General features: G+C 48.9%; 15 protein-coding genes and 1 tRNA gene. 6 read left to right on the top strand and 10 right to left on the bottom strand.

Annotated elements, in window-relative coordinates; translation table 11 throughout:
- Positions 1-35: 35 nt before the first annotated feature.
- From ACYVK4_RS16965 to ACYVK4_RS16955, 3 genes are all read left to right on the top strand, one after another.
- Complete coding sequence (locus ACYVK4_RS16965; RefSeq protein ID WP_461128708.1) at positions 36-746, top strand: DUF2461 domain-containing protein; 711 nt, start codon at positions 36-38, stop codon at positions 744-746.
- Between the two features lie 171 nt (positions 747-917).
- Positions 918-1,202, top strand: a complete 285-nt coding sequence (locus tag ACYVK4_RS16960) for a hypothetical protein (RefSeq protein WP_461128707.1) — start codon at positions 918-920, stop codon at positions 1,200-1,202.
- 153 nt (positions 1,203-1,355) lie between these two features.
- Positions 1,356-2,348: a glycoside hydrolase family 43 protein gene (locus tag ACYVK4_RS16955; RefSeq protein ID WP_461128706.1), complete on the top strand. Its 993-nt coding sequence runs from the start codon at positions 1,356-1,358 to the stop codon at positions 2,346-2,348.
- Between the two features lie 13 nt (positions 2,349-2,361).
- Here ACYVK4_RS16955 and aac(6') read toward each other — a convergent pair whose 3' ends face one another.
- The 9 genes from aac(6') to folP all read right to left on the bottom strand — a co-directional run bounded on the left by aac(6') (position 2,362) and on the right by folP (position 13,563).
- Positions 2,362-2,802 carry an aminoglycoside 6'-N-acetyltransferase gene (gene aac(6') / locus ACYVK4_RS16950; protein ID WP_461128705.1) on the bottom strand — a complete coding sequence of 147 codons (441 nt, stop codon included), beginning with the start codon at positions 2,800-2,802 and terminating at the stop codon, positions 2,362-2,364.
- 208 nt (positions 2,803-3,010) lie between these two features.
- Positions 3,011-3,307, bottom strand: a complete 297-nt coding sequence (locus ACYVK4_RS16945) for an FAD-dependent oxidoreductase (protein ID WP_461128704.1) — start codon at positions 3,305-3,307, stop codon at positions 3,011-3,013.
- 54 nt (positions 3,308-3,361) lie between these two features.
- The gene (locus ACYVK4_RS16940; RefSeq protein ID WP_461128703.1) at positions 3,362-4,171 is read right to left on the bottom strand and encodes an FAD-dependent oxidoreductase; all 810 of its coding nucleotides are present in this window, start codon (positions 4,169-4,171) and stop codon (positions 3,362-3,364) included.
- A 24-nt stretch (positions 4,172-4,195) separates the two neighbouring features.
- On the bottom strand, positions 4,196-4,945 hold the full coding sequence (locus ACYVK4_RS16935) for a helix-turn-helix domain-containing protein (RefSeq protein WP_461128702.1): 750 nt from the start codon (positions 4,943-4,945) through the stop codon (positions 4,196-4,198).
- A gap of 39 nt (positions 4,946-4,984) precedes the next feature.
- Positions 4,985-5,473, bottom strand: coding sequence for a hypothetical protein (locus ACYVK4_RS16930; RefSeq protein WP_461128701.1), 489 nt, complete (start codon positions 5,471-5,473; stop codon positions 4,985-4,987).
- Positions 5,474-5,754: 281 nt separating this feature from the next.
- A complete protein-coding gene (locus tag ACYVK4_RS16925; protein ID WP_461128700.1) occupies positions 5,755-7,245 on the bottom strand; it encodes a glutamate synthase subunit beta in 1,491 nt (496 codons plus the stop codon).
- 15 nt (positions 7,246-7,260) lie between these two features.
- Positions 7,261-11,835 (bottom strand): glutamate synthase large subunit, encoded by a 4,575-nt coding sequence (gltB, locus tag ACYVK4_RS16920; RefSeq protein ID WP_461128699.1) that lies wholly within the window; start codon positions 11,833-11,835, stop codon positions 7,261-7,263.
- A gap of 733 nt (positions 11,836-12,568) precedes the next feature.
- Positions 12,569-12,641: transfer RNA gene (locus tag ACYVK4_RS16915), tRNA-Lys, on the bottom strand.
- A gap of 61 nt (positions 12,642-12,702) precedes the next feature.
- A complete protein-coding gene (folP, locus tag ACYVK4_RS16910) occupies positions 12,703-13,563 on the bottom strand; it encodes a dihydropteroate synthase (RefSeq protein WP_461128698.1) in 861 nt (286 codons plus the stop codon).
- Between the two features lie 84 nt (positions 13,564-13,647).
- Here folP and ACYVK4_RS16905 point away from each other — a divergent pair, with 84 nt between their 5' ends.
- The 3 genes from ACYVK4_RS16905 to ACYVK4_RS16895 all read left to right on the top strand — a co-directional run bounded on the left by ACYVK4_RS16905 (position 13,648) and on the right by ACYVK4_RS16895 (position 16,023).
- Positions 13,648-14,187, top strand: a complete 540-nt coding sequence (locus ACYVK4_RS16905) for a DUF1599 domain-containing protein (protein ID WP_461128697.1) — start codon at positions 13,648-13,650, stop codon at positions 14,185-14,187.
- A gap of 85 nt (positions 14,188-14,272) precedes the next feature.
- Positions 14,273-15,415: a BT_3928 family protein gene (locus ACYVK4_RS16900; RefSeq protein WP_461128696.1), complete on the top strand. Its 1,143-nt coding sequence runs from the start codon at positions 14,273-14,275 to the stop codon at positions 15,413-15,415.
- Positions 15,416-15,516: 101 nt separating this feature from the next.
- Positions 15,517-16,023 carry a shikimate kinase gene (locus ACYVK4_RS16895; protein WP_461128695.1) on the top strand — a complete coding sequence of 169 codons (507 nt, stop codon included), beginning with the start codon at positions 15,517-15,519 and terminating at the stop codon, positions 16,021-16,023.
- Between the two features lie 60 nt (positions 16,024-16,083).
- Here the strand turns inward: ACYVK4_RS16895 and ACYVK4_RS16890 are convergent, their stop codons facing one another.
- Positions 16,084-17,664 carry an OmpP1/FadL family transporter gene (locus ACYVK4_RS16890; RefSeq protein ID WP_461128694.1) on the bottom strand — a complete coding sequence of 527 codons (1,581 nt, stop codon included), beginning with the start codon at positions 17,662-17,664 and terminating at the stop codon, positions 16,084-16,086.
- Positions 17,665-17,686 lie beyond the last annotated feature (22 nt).

The following is a 17,686-nucleotide window of genomic DNA, read 5'->3' as shown; positions in this document are numbered from 1 at the left end:
AATATCCTGCATCATTTCTTATCTTTGGAGTAGTTATGACAACAAAAACTGCTTCAAAAGCTGGCTTTACAGCACCTACGCTAGAGTTCATGCGCGAACTCGTTGAAAATAATAACCGGGAATGGTTTCACGCTAATCGACCTCGATACGATGCGGCTAAATCCGAATTGATAGGGGTGGTGGAGCGGGTACTGACAGGCTTGAGTCCGTTTGAACCACTCGCGAATACAGCCGTTAAAGACTGCATCTTCCGAATCAACCGAGACATCCGTTTCTCCAAAGACAAAGCTCCCTATAAATCCAATCTGGCGTTTGCCATTGGCCCCGGCGGCCGGCAATCGGGGCGAATTGATTATTACGTACATATTCAGCCCGGCAATCAATCGTTTCTGGGGGCCGGCATGTGGCAGCCAACACCCGCCAATCTGGCCAAGTTTCGGCAGGAGATCGATTACAATGTACAGGAGCTGAAGGATATCATTGAGGCACCTGACTTCAAAGCCTATTTTCCGGAGGCTTCCGGCGAGTCGATGAAAACATCACCGAAAGGGTACTCCGCCGACCACCCTGAAATTGACCTGCTGCGTCGGAAAGAGCTGTTCTTTCTGCACCGCTATACGGATAAGGAGGTCCTCAAACCGAACTTCGCCGACGAGATTATAAGTGGCTGTCGAATCATCAAACCCTACTGCGATTTGTTAAATTACCTGTTCTTCGATGAAAAAGAGGAACAAGTGACACTCTAGCTTTTTGTAAACAAAGGTTCAGCATACGCACTGAAAAGGTCTATGCTGAACCTTTGAATAAGCGGGCGAAATAGGTAAAAAAAAATTTCTTAATTCACTTTGAAATACAAAGTACTTTATGTTAGATTTGCTTCATAATCAGATTCACATAAATTATAAACGACGATCACCATGAAAAATAAACGACTAATCGGTATTGTGCTCACTGTAGCGGGTGTATTATCTGTTCCGCTAATTGCTATGCAGTTTACGAATGAGGTGAATTGGTCATTATTTGATTTTATTGTAGCTGCGGTGTTACTGCTTGGAACAGGTTTATTGGTTGAGTTTGTCCTGAGGACAGTGAAAAGGTCTGATTATCGAATCGCCATCTGTGGTGTGATTTTGGTGATGCTGGCCCTCATCTGGATAGAACTGGCTGTGGGTATATTTGGCTCACCGCTTGCCGGGAGCTAGTTTGTCGACGCTGTATTGGCAGACTGCTCTATAATTGAGCGAATGATTTGTGATCGATTAAAAATTAAACTTTTTGGGCAGTAGCATCCGTGTCGGAGACGCTTAAAGTATGATTAAAGTTGACGTTTTAACAAAGCAGCATCCAGTCATACAATGGTAGCGAAGGCAGTCTTACTCATTACATTGATCAGCGTTCAGATGACCTCGGGTTTTTCGCAAAACAGAACGCCGGTCATCCGGGAAAACATACCCCTGGATTCCATTCGGCTGAGTGACCCGTTCATTCTTGCGGATAAGCCTACTTCAATGTACTACATGACGGGTACGGGGGGAATGTTGTGGAAAAGCAAAGACCTGAAAAACTGGACCGGCCCGTTCAGCATTGCCAAAACCGATCCTGAATCCTGGATGGGTAAGAACCCGATGATCTGGGCCGCTGAACTACACGCGTATAAAAACAAATATTACTATTTTGCCACGTTCACGAACCGGGACGTCAAAATTGATACCGTCGGTGAGAATGTCATCGAACGCCGGGCCAGCCATATTTTAGTCAGCGATAAAGCCGAGGGACCGTATGTGCCCATGAAAGACCCAACTTACTTACCCGCCGACAAACCAACGCTGGATGGTACGTTTTGGGTAGATACTGACGGAAAGCCGTATATGGTCTACTGTTATGAATGGCTGCAGAACCTGAACGGAACGATGGAAAAAATAGCGCTCAAACCGGATTTAAGTGGTTCGATCGGGGAGGGGAAGTTACTTTTTCGGGCCAGTGATAGTCCCTGGAGCCGCGAAAAAAAGAACGGAGGCCCAAATAAGGTTACGGATGGGCCTTTTCTATTTCGCACGGGTACCGGCAGGCTCGGCATGATCTGGACCAGTTGGATTGATGACGTATATACCCAGGGTGTTGTTTATTCAAAAAGCGGCACGCTGGATGGCCCCTGGATGCACGAAAAGGAGCCAATCACGCCCCCCAATTATGGCCACGGCATGCTATTTCAAACCCTGACCGGCAAGTGGCTGATGTCTGTCCATAGTCATCGAAACAGCAACGGCCGTTATATCCGAAATCCTCATTTGTTCGAGGTCGACTTTTCGGGCGGCAAACTGATTGTTGGAAAGCCTTACGTGCCCTGATCGGATGGGGTCGTCAGGACAGGTCTTTGATAAAACAGACAATTCGTTCAACTTCCTCAAACCCCACTTTTTTGTGAAACGCAATGCTCGCAGTGTTCGTCACGTCAGTATCGGAAGCGATTTGTGTCAGCCCTTTTTGTCTGGCCCAGTCCTCCGATACCGCAATTAGTTTATCGGCAATACCCTGTTTTCGAAAAGCTGGCTTTACATAAATACCTTCAATGTAAGCCACCGGTAATTCATCAGCCCCTTCTACATAATCATGTCGGCAGCTTACATGCACAAATGCGATATAGTCATCCCCAGCTTTTACCAGATAACAGGCCTCATTGGCAGAGTCCAGGAGTTGGGCATAATTCTCCAGTTCTTCGTCACGGGTACAGTCCGGCCATAGTTCCAGAACAAGGTCAACCACCGCGTCGAGGGTGTATGTTGACAGTAATTCAATATACATGTTGAGGATAAAAATTTTGTTAAGCCAAGCCGTAAGTACAATCAAACCTGATCATTAAAGATAACAGGCAAAATGTATGACACTGAGACAAGCAAGGCATAGGGATAAATATAAATAGATTACCTATTTAATTTCTGCTCACTCTTTGTCCCAATGCTTCATAAATCTTACATTTCCTTAAAAACGAATACTCCAGTAAGCTGATACATTATTGCCCGCTAAAGAATGCCAGCATGGTCGACAAGGCTGAATAACTGTGCATCCGTTCGCCGTTTTCCAATGACTCCTGAGCGACAACAGCCGCCCGTTGGCGCATTCGTTGTTCGTAAAAAGAGATGGACTCCTGTGTGGTAGAGTACTTGCCGGATGTTAGACAGTCGCTCAATTCCAGCGCATCGAGCATTGCCATATTTACACCTTCGCCGGCAAAGGGCGGCATAACATGAGCCGCATCACCAAGCATGGTCAAATTGGGTAACGCATCCCAGGATTGATCCAGAGGCATACAATAGATTGGTCGTGAAATAAGCGGAATTTCGGCATGCTCAATCAAGTCATTTCAGAAGGAACTCCACTCGAAATATTCTTCCCTAAACCAGCGTAGTAATTGTGTTTTATCCGAGAGATTTAAGCCACTTTTTGATGCCCATTGGTCTTCCGCTTTGAAGCTTATATAAAAACCGATTTCCCCATTCGCTTTTTGCCCTATCATAATATCCTTTCTATTGCCGAAAGCCATTACTTTTCCGCCACGTAGCAGGGCCGAGATTTGGGGAGCTGTTCTTTGGGCATCATAAATAGTCCCTTCAAGCATGGTTATACCTGAATAGAACGGCTTGATAGTCGTGAGGTACGGACGAATTTTTGAATTGGCACCGTCGGCGGCAATGACAATGTCGGCGTAGCAACTGGTTCCATTGTGGAAGTGCATCAACCAGCCTTCGTTGTGTTTTTCCATAGCCATAAAATGGCTGTCCCATATTACTGTATCGGCCTGTAAGGATTGGAATAGTATATTTCGTAAGACACCCCGGTCAATTTCGGGACGAAAGTGCTCATGGCCGAAATTTTCAGGGATTTTGGTTTCATGGTCGCTGAATAGTACCTCTGCATGCTCATTGGTGATGACCAGTTTATCAGCCCCCGGAAGAAAATTCTTTTTGAATTCCTCCAGTAAGTTTGCCTTTCTTAACGCAGCTAACCCTGAATCGTCGTGCAAGTCAAGCGGGGAGCCCTGCACACGTGCGTGCTGATCAATATCTCTTTCATATACGTTGACCTGTATCCCCTTAAGTTGTAGCAGTCTTGCCAATGTAAGGCCACCGGGGCCACCCCCGACAATGGCGACGTGTTTATTTTGCAGCATCATAAATTTGAGTTTTATGAGGCAAACCTACTGGTTATCGAAAACCAGGAATTGTAAAAATCGGTCGTTTTTATTTTTGAATAATTCTTTTGGCGAAACCCCGGAGAGCTTCCTGATCTCTTTGATGAAATGGGATTGGTCGGTGAAGTTGAGTTGCGGAATGAGCCTGCCTTCCTGGATGTGGGGCAGCGAAGCCTGAAAACGAAGGATGTTGCAGTAGGCTTTGAGTGACAGTCCGAACTGCTGATTGAAGTAGCGGTTGATTTGCCGTTCACTCCAGGCTACTTCCCGGGCAATTTCCTTAATGGTTATCTCTCCGTCGGTCTTCTGAATTAAAGTAAATAGTTTACGTTTTCGGTCGTCAATTTTGGCTGGTACCAGCGATTGGATTTTTTGGGATGCCTTTTGGCAAAAGGCATCGAAGTTACTCATGTCATCAATGGTAAAACCCCAGAAGTCACCAGGCAAAGATTGACCGCTATTGACAATGGCGGCAATCGAAAATTGAAGGATGTACTCGACCGCGAGTGGATTAAAGCTTACTGAAAAGAAATTTGACACCTCCTGCTTGGCATATTTAGGCTTCGTTTCTAAACCCAACACCGAAATGCGCAACAGATTATCCGAAGTTTTTGAAAACATCAAATCAATTTTTCCGTTCGGAATAATGACCGCTTCGTGGCTGGCAGACAGGTTTTGTAAAGATGAATAGCAATAAATAAAATCAGCTAATGATTCGTCAGGTTTGATGAGTTTATAAGTTAAAGAACTGTCCATTTGAAAGGAAATTCATGTTAATTGGTAGTGGATAGTTAATCAAAAAGGTATTCCAATGTTCTTCTTATAGAGTAAACAGAAAGCTTCGTCCGCTTGCCCATAAAGCTTCACATAACCATCCAACGTATTTATATAATCATTTAGCTGTCTGTTGGTCAATGTTGTGGTCAATTGTAAGTTTGACATCTCAAACGGAAAGGGACTCTTGTTTGGGTTTGGTGTATGTAAAAACAATGCGTCGCTAGAGCTATCGAAATCAAGTAAAATTGTATATAGTTGAAAGTCGTTTTTTAGTTTTTTTGTACGATCAATCAGTAGCTCAAAATGCCTGAATAATTTATCTAAGTGAGGCTTCCGTTTTTTAGGACTGTGATTTCCATAACCTTTCCAGTCGAAGTGTAAATGCCAATTATCAAACCAGGTTTCGGGGTTGTCAAAATCAAGCCATGTTGCCTTGTCAAGGTCATTTGCTAACGCAAGATTTTTATAATACCGTCTAAGCCCTCTGGCTTTCTTTATTCCATTCATTGTCTATATGTTATCGCCTTTCAGTTAACTGTAACGTCTTCTCACAGATTTTTTACGTCCGGGGCATGTTAATAACTGGCCTAAAGAAACCAGTTATTTGACGGACCATAATTCATTGGTTTTTTTATTGCCGGGTGCATAGCTGCTACGTCGCGTTAACAGATTTTATATAAACTGATTCGTAACAATTGAATTTAGCTAAAAAAGCCCGGCATCTTTCGACACCGGGCTTTTTTAACGAACCTATAAGGTATTAAAGACCTTATAGGTTTATTTTTTGATTACTCCACCGCAATCATTGAGACAGCCTTCGCTTCAAGTCGGGTTTCGCCCATGAGGTAGCAGTCAGCGGCACGGGCGGCTTCGCGGCCTTCCGAGATTGCCCACACCACCAGCGATTGACCCCGGCGCATGTCGCCGGCGGCAAATACCTTCGGGTTCACCGTCGATTGGTAGTTGGTTGCTTTTACATTGCCGCGCTCGTCGTATTCAACGCCAAGGTCGTCCAGCAAGCCGTTGTGCTGTGGGTGCAGGAAACCTGCAGCCAGCAAGGCCAGTTCGCAGGGGATGTCGCGCTCGGAGCCGGGCAATTCCACCATCTGCATGCGGCCGTTTTCGTTTTTCCAGGTCAGGTCAACGATGCGCAGGGCTTTTAGATTACCGTTCTCGTCGCCGATAAATTCTTTGGTATTGATGGACCAGTGCCGGTCGCAGCCTTCCTCATGGGAGGTGCTGGTACGGAGCATCATGGGCCAGTTCGGCCAGGGCGTGTTTTCTGCCCGGTCTTTAGGGGGCATTGGCATCAGCTCGATTTGTGTAACGCTGGCCGCGCCATGCCGGTTAGACGTACCCACACAGTCAGAACCCGTATCGCCACCACCAATCACGACTACATTTTTGTTCGTAGCCCACAACTCGCCATCGCCGTATTTGGCACCCTGATGATCGACTTCAACGGGTAAGTTCGCGTTGCGCTTATTCTGCTGGCTCAGGAACTCCATTGCCGGGTAAACGCCCTTTAGGTTCCGGCCCGGAATCGGCAGGTCACGGGGAACAGTCGAACCTCCGGTGAGCATGATCAGATCGAACTGATCCAGCAGCGCACTGGCTTTCATGTCGACGCCCACGTTTACACCTGTTTTGAAGGTGATCCCTTCCGCTTCCATCACTGCCAGTCGACGGTCGATGGTCCATTTTTCAAGTTTGAAATCAGGGATACCGTAACGCAGCAGTCCACCAATCTGATCGGCCCGTTCGAAAACGGTGACCGTATGACCGGCTTTGTTCAGCTGGGCAGCGGCTGCCAGACCGGCAGGCCCCGAACCAACAACGGCCACCTGTTTGCCGGTGCGTTCTTTCGGTTGTTTGGGCGTAATGTACCCGCGCTCAAACGCTACCTCGGCAATTGATTTCTCAATAAATTCAATGGCAACGGGAGGCTTGTTGATGCCCAACACACAGGACGCTTCGCACGGAGCCGGGCAAATACGACCTGTAAATTCCGGGAAGTTATTGGTCGAGGACAGAATTTCGTAGGCATAAGCCCAGTTCTGTTCGTACACCGCATCGTTGAACTCGGGAATAATATTTCCGAGTGGACAACCGCTGTGGCAAAACGGCGTGCCGCAGTCCATACAACGGGCAGCCTGGCGCTGCGAATCCTGTTCAGAAAACTGAACCTCAATTTCTTTGTAATCGTGAATCCGCTCCTGCGGGTCGCGCTTTTTTGGTAGTTCGCGCGTAAATTCTAAAAATCCGGTAGGTTTTCCCATACTATTACTTCGCAATTACCCGTGCGTCACATCTACGGTTATGTCCTGATAAACAATATTTTTGTCGCGAATCTGATCGGCCAGCGAGATCCCCCGTCCGGCGAGTGCCTTCTTAAAGTCGGTAGGCATCACTTTCACGAACCGGCCAATCTGGTCATCCCAGTTTTCAAGAAGTGCCAGCGCCAAATTGCTCGTTGTATACTGGAAGTGCTTCTCGACGTATTCGCGAATAATGCTTTGATCTTCGTCGTTGAGCGACTCCAGGTTAACCATTTCCGGGTTCACTTTCGAGGCAAACGTGCCGTCCTTGTCGAAGACATAGGCAACTCCTCCCGACATACCGGCCGCGAAATTGCGTCCTGTTTGACCGAGAATGATGGCTAATCCACCCGTCATGTATTCGAGACCGTGGTCACCCACGCCTTCTACGACAACTTTGGCACCGGAATTCCGCACGCAGAAACGTTCGCCTGCCATACCCCGGATAAACGCTTCGCCAGAAGTAGCGCCGTAGAACGATACGTTGCCGACAATGCTGTTTTCTTCCGGTTTGAACTGGGCCGCCCGGTCCGGGTAAACGATCAGTTGAGACCCGCAAAGACCTTTACCGAAGTAGTCGTTCGCATCCCCTTCCAACTCCAATTTGATACCCGCCGTAGCGAAGGCACCAAAACTCTGGCCCGCCGTACCCCGTAGTTTGATGTGGATGGTGCTGTCGGGCAAACCCGGTCCACCGTACACTTTGGAGATTTCGTTGGATAACATCGTGCCGATGCTCCGGTCGATGTTCTGAACCGTGAACTCGCCATAGACGGCCTCTGCCGATGCCAGCGCGGGTTGCGCCAGTTCGATTAGTTTACGATCGAGGACATCGTCCAGGTAATGATTCTGCTCTTCCTGTTTGTAAAGGGCCACATCGAGGTTGGTGGGCTCTTTATAAAGGAGGGCATTTAAATTAACCTTCTTGTATTTCCAGTGCGGCAGATTGTCGCGGAGTTCGAGCATTTGGGCTTGACCCACCATTTCGTTGATGGTCCGGAAACCCAGTTCAGCCATGATCTCCCGCAGCTCCATGGCCAGGAAGGTGAACATGTTTACCACATGCTCAGGCTTGCCGGTAAACAGGGCGCGAAGCTCTTTGTTCTGCGTCGCCACGCCCACCGGGCAGGTGTTCAGGTGACATTTCCGCATCATGATACAACCCGTTGCGACCAGTGCCGCCGTGGCCACACCAAACTCTTCCGCACCGAGCAGAGCGGCAATTGCCAGATCCCGACCGGTACGCATCTGGCCATCGGCCTGTACCGTTACGCGACCGCGCAGTTTGTTGCGAACCAGCGTCTGGTGTGCTTCGGCCAGACCCAGCTCCCACGGTAAGCCCGCGTGACGAATCGACGACAGGGGAGAGGCTCCCGTACCGCCATCATGTCCCGAAATCAGGATGTGGTCAGCGTGTGCTTTGGCAACACCCGCGGCAATGGTACCGACACCGGCCTCCGACACGAGCTTCACGCTGATGCGGGCGGCCCGGTTGGCATTCTTAAGATCGGAAATGAGCTGAGCCAGATCCTCAATCGAGTAAATGTCGTGGTGAGGAGGGGGCGAAATCAGACCCACGCCGGGGGTTGAGTGACGCGTCCGGCCAATCCAGTCATCGACTTTAAAGCCGGGCAGCTGACCGCCTTCGCCGGGTTTGGCACCCTGGGCCATTTTGATCTGAAGCTCGCGGGCGTTGGTCAAATAATAGCTCGTGACGCCGAAACGGCCTGAGGCTACCTGCTTAATGCCGGAGTTCATGCTATCACCGTTTTCGAGTGGGGTGTAGCGCAGTTCATCTTCACCACCTTCGCCCGAATTGCTTTTACCGCCGATGCGATTCATGGCAATGGCGAGCGTGGTGTGCGCTTCCCACGAAATCGACCCGAACGACATGGCACCCGTTGCAAAGCGTTTGAAGATGCTCTCGATAGGCTCCACCTCCTCAAGCGGGACAGATGATCCTTTTTTGAATTTCAACAGCCCGCGTAGCGTAATGGCCTTCTGGGTTTGATCATCGATCAGTTTCGAGTATTTCTTGAAGATCGAGTAATCGTTCTTCTTGGTCGACTGCTGTAGCAGGTGAATGGTATCCGGGTTGAAAATGTGCTTTTCGCCCCGCTGTTTCCATTGATAGATACCACCCACTTCCAGGCGAGGTGCCGAAACCGGCATGTCCGGGAAGGCAACACAGTGCCGTACGAGAATTTCGCGGGCAATTTCGTCCAGACCCATGCCGCCAATGCGCGAAACGGTACCGGTGAAATAACGACTGACCACTTCCTCATTCAGGCCCAGACACTCGAAGATCATGGCACCCTGATACGACTGAAGCGTGGAGATACCCATCTTCGAGAAGATTTTGAGCAACTCGCCATTGACCGCTTTGATATAGTTTTTAAAGAGCTTATCGAGGTCGTAATCCACGCCCAGCAAGCCTTTCTCCTTCATATTGGCAATGGTCTCGAACGCCATGTAAGGGTTTACGCCCGATGCACCATAGCCAATAAGCGTAGCGACGTGATGCGTTTCCCACACATCGCCCGCTTCGACAACGATACCTACTTTACCCCGTAAGCCCTGACGAATCAGGTAGTGGTGAATGGCCGACGTTGACAACAGCGATGGAATAGGCGCGTGGCTGGAGTCAATGGCCCGGTCGGAGAGTACCAGAATCGAGTACCCATCCTGAATGGCATCTTCAGCATAGCGGCAGATCCGGTCGAGCGCCCGCTCCAGCGATTTACCTTCCCCGTCGGCAGTGAACAGACAGTTGATGGTCTTGGCCTGGAAGTTCGGCTTGTCAATAAACCGGAGTTTGTCGAATTCCTTCGTGGTCAACACCGGCTGGTCCAGCTCAACCTGACGGCAGTGCTTGGGCGACTCGCTCAGCAGGTTATAAGTTGCGCCTACGAACGAAATCAGCGACATGATCGACCGCTCCCGGATCGAATCGATCGGCGGGTTGGTTACCTGAGCAAACAACTGTTTAAAGTAGTGGCTCATGTGCTGGCTTTGCTCGGAAAGTATTGCCAGCGGTACATCGGTACCCATGGATCCGAGGGCTTCTTTTCCCGTTTCAACCATCGGGGCCAGAATCATACGCAAGTCTTCGGAAGTGAAACCAAAGGCCTGCTGCATCCGGAGTAACTTAGCCGGATCGTAATTGCTGTATTGCCGGATGGGTGCTTCGAGGTCCTGAATGCGGACTTTGTTCTCGTCCAGCCATTGCTGATACGGTTGACGACCAGCCATTTCAGCTTTTATTTCTTCGTCGGCCACAATCCGTCCCTGCTCCATATCGACCAGGAACATCTTGCCGGGCTGTAACCGGCCCTTCGATACGACCGTTGCCGGATCGATGTCGAGTACGCCCACTTCCGACGCCATAATAACGACATCTTCATTCGTCACCCAGAACCGCGAGGGGCGAAGGCCATTCCGGTCGAGGGTAGCACCAACGATACGTCCGTCGGTAAAGGAAATCGACGCCGGACCATCCCAGGGCTCAATTAAGGCTGCGTGGAATTCGTAGAACGCCTTCCGCATAGGGTCCATGTGTTCGTTGCCATCCCAGGCTTCCGGAACGAGCATCATCATCACGTGCGGCAATGACCGACCGCTCATGACCAGCAACTCAATGGCGTTGTCGAGGTTGGCCGAATCGGACTGGCGCTGGTCGCAGATGGGCAGCAGCATGTCCATTTCATCTTTCGTAAACTTAGACGATTCCAGCAGTCCTTCAGCAGCCTTCATCCAGTTTACGTTTCCGCGTACGGTATTGATCTCGCCATTGTGAGCGATGTACCGGAACGGCTGCGCCAGTTTCCAGGAGGGAAACGTATTGGTCGAGAAGCGCGAGTGAACAACCCCCAGCGCCGACACGACCTCTTCGTTCTGAAGATCGGGGAAATAGGGTTCCAGTTGTAAAGTCGTCAGCTGCCCTTTGTAGGTAATGGTCCGGCAGGAGAGCGACGAAAAATAGAACGTATCGACACCAGCGATCGTCTCGTTGATGATGCGGGTGCTGTAGTTCCGGAGAATGTAAAGTTTACGCTCAAAATCGTCTGCGTTGGTGATATCGGCCGGGCGTTTGATAAACACCTGTTCCATCTGCGGTTCGGCAGACTTTGATCCGTTGCCAAGATCGCTGTTGTTTACGGGCACAACCCGGTAGCAAAGAAGCTCAAGATTGAGCATCTTCATTTTCCGGTTGAGCACCGCCCGGCATTCTTCGCGAAGCCAGACATCTTTTGGAAAATAGACCATGCCTACACCATATTCGAGTGCGGGAGGGAGGTGAACGCCCAGTTTACGGGTTTCATCCACAAAGAATTCGTGCGGAATCTGGATGAGCAGACCGGCACCATCGCCGGAATTCGGCTCGGAACCAACTGCACCCCGGTGCTCCATACGCCGAAGCATCTGGAGGGCATCCGAAACAATCTTGTGGGACTTGCGGCCTTTGATATGGGCCACAAAGCCGATACCGCAGTTGTCGTGTTCAAACTCGGGGCGGTAGAGCCCCGCCAATTGGTCAACCTGATCAGACATGGTCGTAACAGTGTTGGGTAAGGCCGTTGTTCTCTTCGACTTTGATTGCCAAAATCGTAAAAAACTAGAGCGAAAATTAAGAAAATCTAAATTAACAGGGTAGTCTGGCGTTAAACTAAAGCAGAAGATACAGCCAGACCGACGGGCGTTTGTGACAAAGTCACGCAATATACTACTAAAAAAATTTGGCAAAAACAGCCTTTGTCGGAATTTAATAGTAAACGGCCTTAATTGTCATTTTGGTTATAAATCTTCTTGGGAAATGACAATTTACTAACTTATCCGACTTTTTATTCAGCAAACAAACTAGATTCAAAACGATCATTTTGAACTCTCAAACGATCGTTTTTTAGGTAGAAAGCCAACTTTTTGTACTTGTCAAAATGCCTGATTGTTTTACCCGAAATTGTCTGCTAAAGTTATCGCGTTGTAAATCTTAAATGATAGCAGATACATTGCCTTACCAAGCCAAGGAGCGGAAGGCTTTTCGGTTGTAATTCGCTACGGTCAGTATGATTTAGTAATTGGTAAGCACAAACCTTTGGCCCTTCTATAAAACGTGACTGGCATTATTAGTAGCAGATGACGGCAAACCATAATGATTCCATAAAGCTACGGCAGTAATGCCTGCCTTTTCATCCCCGGCGTTAACAAGTAACGAGTTTAAATAGCCTAAAGTGAGACTTTAAAAGGCATAAAAAAAGCCGCTCAGTTGAGCGGCTTCGGTATTTTGTGATCCGGCTGGGATTCGAACCCAGGACCCATACATTAAAAGTGTATTGCTCTACCAGCTGAGCTACCAGATCGGCACCCGTTTCAACAAACCAGCTGTTCGTCGTTTGGGAATGCAAAAGTAGGGTTTTGTTTTTATGAACGCAAGCGAATATTAAAAAAAGTTAGCTGACTGGTTAATTTTATGGCTTCAGCAGCCTCCCGAACATCATGTACACGTAAAATAGAGGCTCCTTTCAGGAGGGCAACTGTGTTCAGAACAGTGGTGCCATTGAGGGCTTCATCAGCATTGATTTTCAGCGTTTTCCAGATTGTTGTTTTTCGGGAAAGCCCAATCAGAAGCGGCTCATCAAATAGCCTGAAATCATCAAGGTGACTAAGTAAATCAAAATTTTGTGCAGGTGTCTTGGCAAAGCCAAAACCTGGGTCGAGAAGTATGTCTTTTTGACCCAGGGCACGAAGTTCGGCGAGACGGACGGCTAATTCATCGATCACTTCGTTGGATACATTTTGGTAAGCAGCCATTGTCTGCATGGTTTGGGGAGTGCCTCGCATGTGCATGAGTACATAAGGGACGCCCAGTTCAGCCACCGTACCAAACATAGCTGGGTCCAGGGTTCCGCCGGCCACGTCATTAACCAGGGCGGCACCGGCCCCAATCGCCTGCCTCGCTACCGATGATCGAAACGTGTCGATGGATATCAGGGCATCCGGAAAACGCTTCAGTATCGCTTCAATAACGGGAAGTACCCGGTCAGCTTCTTCCGCGGGACTTATGTCGGCGGCACCGGGACGGGTCGAGTAGCCGCCAATATCCAGAAACGTAGCCCCGTCATTCAACATTCGCTCGGCGGTAGAAATCGTATTGTCGAGCGAAATACGGCTATTCGCAAAGAAGGAATCAGGTGTAATGTTCAGAATCCCCATAACGGCAGGCTGCGCTAAATCGACCAGCCTGCCCCGGCAGTTCAGCGTTTTTTTCGTAACTTTCGGCATAAAATCAGTTTTGGTTTACGGGTTGGGGGTCTCAATAAACGAGCCTTCAATCGATGATAAACCGAAGACCGTAAACCGACAACCGTGCACAATACCGAATCCGAATATCGGCAGGTTATCCAACGCTGCAAAAATTTGTTTCTGAAAAAGAACCAGGACTATGGCACTGCCTGGCGTATTTTACGACTTCCGAGTATCACCGATCAGATCTATATTAAAGCCCAGCGTATTCGGACGTTGCAGGAAACGGGCGTTAGTCGCGTAGGGGAGGGCATCGAGCCAGAGTTTGTGGGCATTATCAATTACAGCGTGATGGCCCTGATTCAGATGCAATTAGCCGATGACAAACGAACGGAAATTCCCACCGACGAACTCGAGAAACTGTACGATCTGGAAATTGGCCGGGTTATTGATCTTCTGTTTGCCAAAAACCATGATTACGGAGAAGCCTGGCGTGAAATGCGGGTTAGCTCTATGACCGATATTATTCTGATGAAACTCCTGCGGACCAAGCAAATTGAGAATAATCAGGGCAATACCCTGGTCTCGGAGGGCGTTGATGCCAATTACATGGATATGATCAATTACGCTGTCTTCTGTTTGATAAAACTAACTATTGAGTAAAGATAGAAGCGTTAAACGTGACGTATAAGGTTAGCGACCCGATTACTTTATCCTATAGTATACGCTTCTTTCTTGCCTGTAAAATATGAACCCAATAACATCGCAGCCTAAAGTTAAAACTGGGACACCACCCATGTTGATTGCCGCTCGAATCGCCCGAATTCTGGTCGGTATCGTGTTTATATTTTCGGGGCTTATCAAACTGAATGACCCGGTCGGCACGCAGATCAAGTTTGAAGAGTATTTTGAAGTCTTTGCACAGGATTTACCATTTCTGCACGATTTCTTTATGGCCCTGGTGCCGTTTACACTGGCTATGTCGGTGCTGTTCTGCGCGGCAGAAATAATCCTTGGCGTGGCTTTGCTGGCTTCGTATAAACCCAAAGTGACCGTCTGGCTTCTGTTTTTCCTGATTACCTTCTTCACTTTCCTGACATTTTATTCCGCTTACTTCGACCGGGTGACCGATTGTGGGTGTTTTGGCGATGCCATCAAGCTCAAACCATGGACTTCCTTCGGCAAAGACATTGTGCTGATGGTGCTCATTTTGTTTATTATCGGTCATCGGAACCGGCTTCGTTCCCGCAACACGGGCTGGCTGGTGGGCTTAACCATCGTGTTGACCATTGGTCTGGGTATTTATGCCGTCGAGTTTCTTCCACCCATTGATATGCTGCCCTATGCCGTTGGCAAGAGCATTCCCGCCGGTATGAAACCCTCAGAACCGTTGCGGTACAAATATTTGATGGAAAAAGGAGGTAAAACGACCGAGTTCGAGCAGTATCCATCCGATACGACCTATAAGTTCAAAGAGATGATTTTGGTGAATCAGAATGCCAAACCCAAAATCACCGACTACCGAATCTGGGACGACACGGGCGATTTCACACAGGAGACTTTTGTGGGCAACAAGCTATTTATAATTGTAAAGACCATAAAGGATATTGATGCGGGCAGCTTGCCAGCGATTCGGGCACTGGTTGAAGGGTTGAAGGGATCGACGGTAAAACCGTACATCCTGACGTCGACAAGCGACGACGAAATAAAGGCATTCCAAAAAGAGTTTCAGCTTGAATCCATTCCGTATTACAAGGCCGATGCCACGGTACTTAAAACCATTATGCGTTCGAACCCCGGTACGTGGCTTATGAGCAACGGCGTCGTGAAAGGCAAATGGCATTACAATACAACGCCGGATGCGACTGAAGTGATTTCATTAAGTAAATAGGAGTGAGAAGTGAGGAGCGAGGAATTGCTTAGGCAAGTAGTTTTGTCGCATAAGCAACTCTTCGCTCCTCATTACTCGCGTCTAACTCCTACCTTTTAACCTTGAAAAATATCTTTCTAATAGGCATGCCATCGTCTGGCAAGAGTACGTTGGGTAAGCGGGTTGCTGATGCCCTGCATTATCGGTTCGTGGATACGGATAAATTGATTGTTCGGGAGGAGGGACGATCGATTGCCGAAATTTTTGCAGAATCCGGTGAGGACTACTTTAGGGAGGCCGAACGACGTGTGCTTCGAAAAATTCAGCCGGGTGGCAGTCTGGTTGTGTCTACGGGTGGGGGAATGCCTTGCTTCCACGATAACATGAGTTACATCAATGCCACGGGGGTTTCTGTATTCCTAGATGTGCCTGTTGACGTGCTTGTACAACGCATAACCGCCCATGCTCAGGAAGACAGGCCATTGAATAATCCGACAGATCCCGAGTTAGCCGCTGTGCTGAAAGCACGGCACGAAAGTCGCCTGCCCATCTATTCGCAAGCTCAGGTTATAGTTTCGGGCGAGACGAGTGAAGATGAAATCCTGCGACGAATAGGAAAGTTGCTCTAACAAGAAAAAGGCGACCCTGGGGCCGCCTTTTTCTTGTTAGAGCAATCAAATATGGTTCTGTTAGAAAAACACACCCACCGAAAGCATCACGCTTGTGTTCTTATTCGTCGATGCCAAGCTCGGTGTATCGACAGCGTTTGGCAATTCAAACGGTGTAAAGCCCGATTTATACGTTAGATAGGTTCCCGACAGATCGGCAAAGTAGCGGTCATTGCGAACGCCAAGACCTGCCGAGAATAAAAGTTTGTCGCGGTCGGTTTTAGCTACCCGGTCAAGATCGAGCTTGTACGCACTTGGTAAATATCCGACACCAGCCCGAAGCCGCAATAAACCCGCCCGGATCTCGGCACCTGCCCGAACATTGACAACACTCTGGTATGTTTCCTGCACAAAGCCTTTTACATCGTTTCTGAAGTCGGTGTTATCCTGCTGGTTCGAGAACGCAGATGTGCGCACCCGCATGCCCTCGTAGCCCACGTACTCGGCCGTAGCCGTAATGAAACCGATTTTTCCTTTACCCAGAAAATAGGTAGCACCACCCGAAGCCCGCAATGGCGTTTGGAGGGAGTAGCGGAATTCATTGGAGGGGTCCACTACATCTACGCTGTTCGTTTTGAGCGAAATGCCTTCCGGATTCGGGCTCTTAACGACGGCTGTCAGGGTTTGGGCAAACACCTCATTGGCGCTGCTGAAGGTAGGGGTCACTACGGTAGCACCAATCTGCAATTGAGGACTCAGCTTGTAAATCAGACCAAGGGTGGCATTTATGCCGTTGCCCGTCACGCTGAAGTTATTCGTCTGACCATAGTTGTCAAAAACGACACCACCTACCGGTCGTTCCAGAAAAACGTATTCCGACGAATATTTAAGTCGGGTCAGAGCAACGGAACCACCAATGTACAGTTTGTCATCGAGATTACCGGCATAGGCAATTGTCCATTGGGAATGAGCACCCGAGCGGGTTAGCGTAGCCCGCTGATCTTTTTGCTTGGTCGCATCAAAACGAGTGAAGGGCGGGCCAGATCCATTCGTTCCTAAATCGGTTGGATTGATAAGAAACAACCCATAAGCAGCAGCTTCCCTGAAATCGGCGCTCCGGTTTCCTGGAAAAAATGAATCGCTCAGTTCAGCCTCGCTGTATCGGGCATTGTTGGCTGCGTTGATATACGTTTGGGCGATCGACGAATTAGGATTGTTGTTCAAGCCACTGGCGTCCGTATAATTAAAGAAATTTGCCGATTGGGAGTAGGTCACCCCAAAAGCTGTCCGGCGCCATCGTTGGTTATTGTTAGAACTACCCGCCAGCACAAGACCTAGCTGGCCAATGCTGACTTTGCTGCCGGTGCTGTTTGTCTGCTGACCCAAGAACGAGTTCTGGTTATTTACCGACGTAAATGTTGGACTGATACTAAACTCTGAGCGGTTGTAAAATGCCAAACCAGCCGGATTGCCGAAGAGGTTACTGGCATCACCACCAAGGGCAGCATGGTTGCCGCCAAGGGCCCGAAAACGAGCGGTTCCACTCTGCGTAAATTCGGAGAAGCGAAAGGCATCGTCGGCATAGTCAAAGGCTGCCCCCTGGCCGAAGGCCACTGGGGAAAGGAGCACTAGCGCTCCCGAAAGGAGGAACAGTTTGTTCATGTTTATAAAGCGATTGGTGGTG

This window comes from Spirosoma aerophilum (assembly GCF_054782495.1).
The sequence above is the reverse complement of the archived record's forward strand: the minus strand, read 5'-3'. Positions and strand labels throughout refer to the sequence as shown.

Excerpts from the sequence above, each read along its gene's own strand:
- ACYVK4_RS16965 (WP_461128708.1), top strand. The coding sequence starts at position 36 with ATGACAACAAAAACTGCTTCAAAAGCTGGCTTTACAGCACCTACGCTA.
- ACYVK4_RS16960 (WP_461128707.1), top strand. The coding sequence starts at position 918 with ATGAAAAATAAACGACTAATCGGTATTGTGCTCACTGTAGCGGGTGTA.
- ACYVK4_RS16955 (WP_461128706.1), top strand. The coding sequence starts at position 1,356 with ATGGTAGCGAAGGCAGTCTTACTCATTACATTGATCAGCGTTCAGATG.
- ACYVK4_RS16945 (WP_461128704.1), bottom strand. The coding sequence starts at position 3,307 with ATGCCTCTGGATCAATCCTGGGATGCGTTACCCAATTTGACCATGCTT.
- ACYVK4_RS16940 (WP_461128703.1), bottom strand. The coding sequence starts at position 4,171 with ATGATGCTGCAAAATAAACACGTCGCCATTGTCGGGGGTGGCCCCGGT.
- ACYVK4_RS16935 (WP_461128702.1), bottom strand. The coding sequence starts at position 4,945 with ATGGACAGTTCTTTAACTTATAAACTCATCAAACCTGACGAATCATTA.
- ACYVK4_RS16930 (WP_461128701.1), bottom strand. The coding sequence starts at position 5,473 with ATGAATGGAATAAAGAAAGCCAGAGGGCTTAGACGGTATTATAAAAAT.
- ACYVK4_RS16925 (WP_461128700.1), bottom strand. The coding sequence starts at position 7,245 with ATGGGAAAACCTACCGGATTTTTAGAATTTACGCGCGAACTACCAAAA.
- gltB (WP_461128699.1), bottom strand. The coding sequence starts at position 11,835 with ATGTCTGATCAGGTTGACCAATTGGCGGGGCTCTACCGCCCCGAGTTT.
- folP (WP_461128698.1), bottom strand. The coding sequence starts at position 13,563 with ATGCCGAAAGTTACGAAAAAAACGCTGAACTGCCGGGGCAGGCTGGTC.
- ACYVK4_RS16900 (WP_461128696.1), top strand. The coding sequence starts at position 14,273 with ATGAACCCAATAACATCGCAGCCTAAAGTTAAAACTGGGACACCACCC.
- ACYVK4_RS16890 (WP_461128694.1), bottom strand. The coding sequence starts at position 17,664 with ATGAACAAACTGTTCCTCCTTTCGGGAGCGCTAGTGCTCCTTTCCCCA.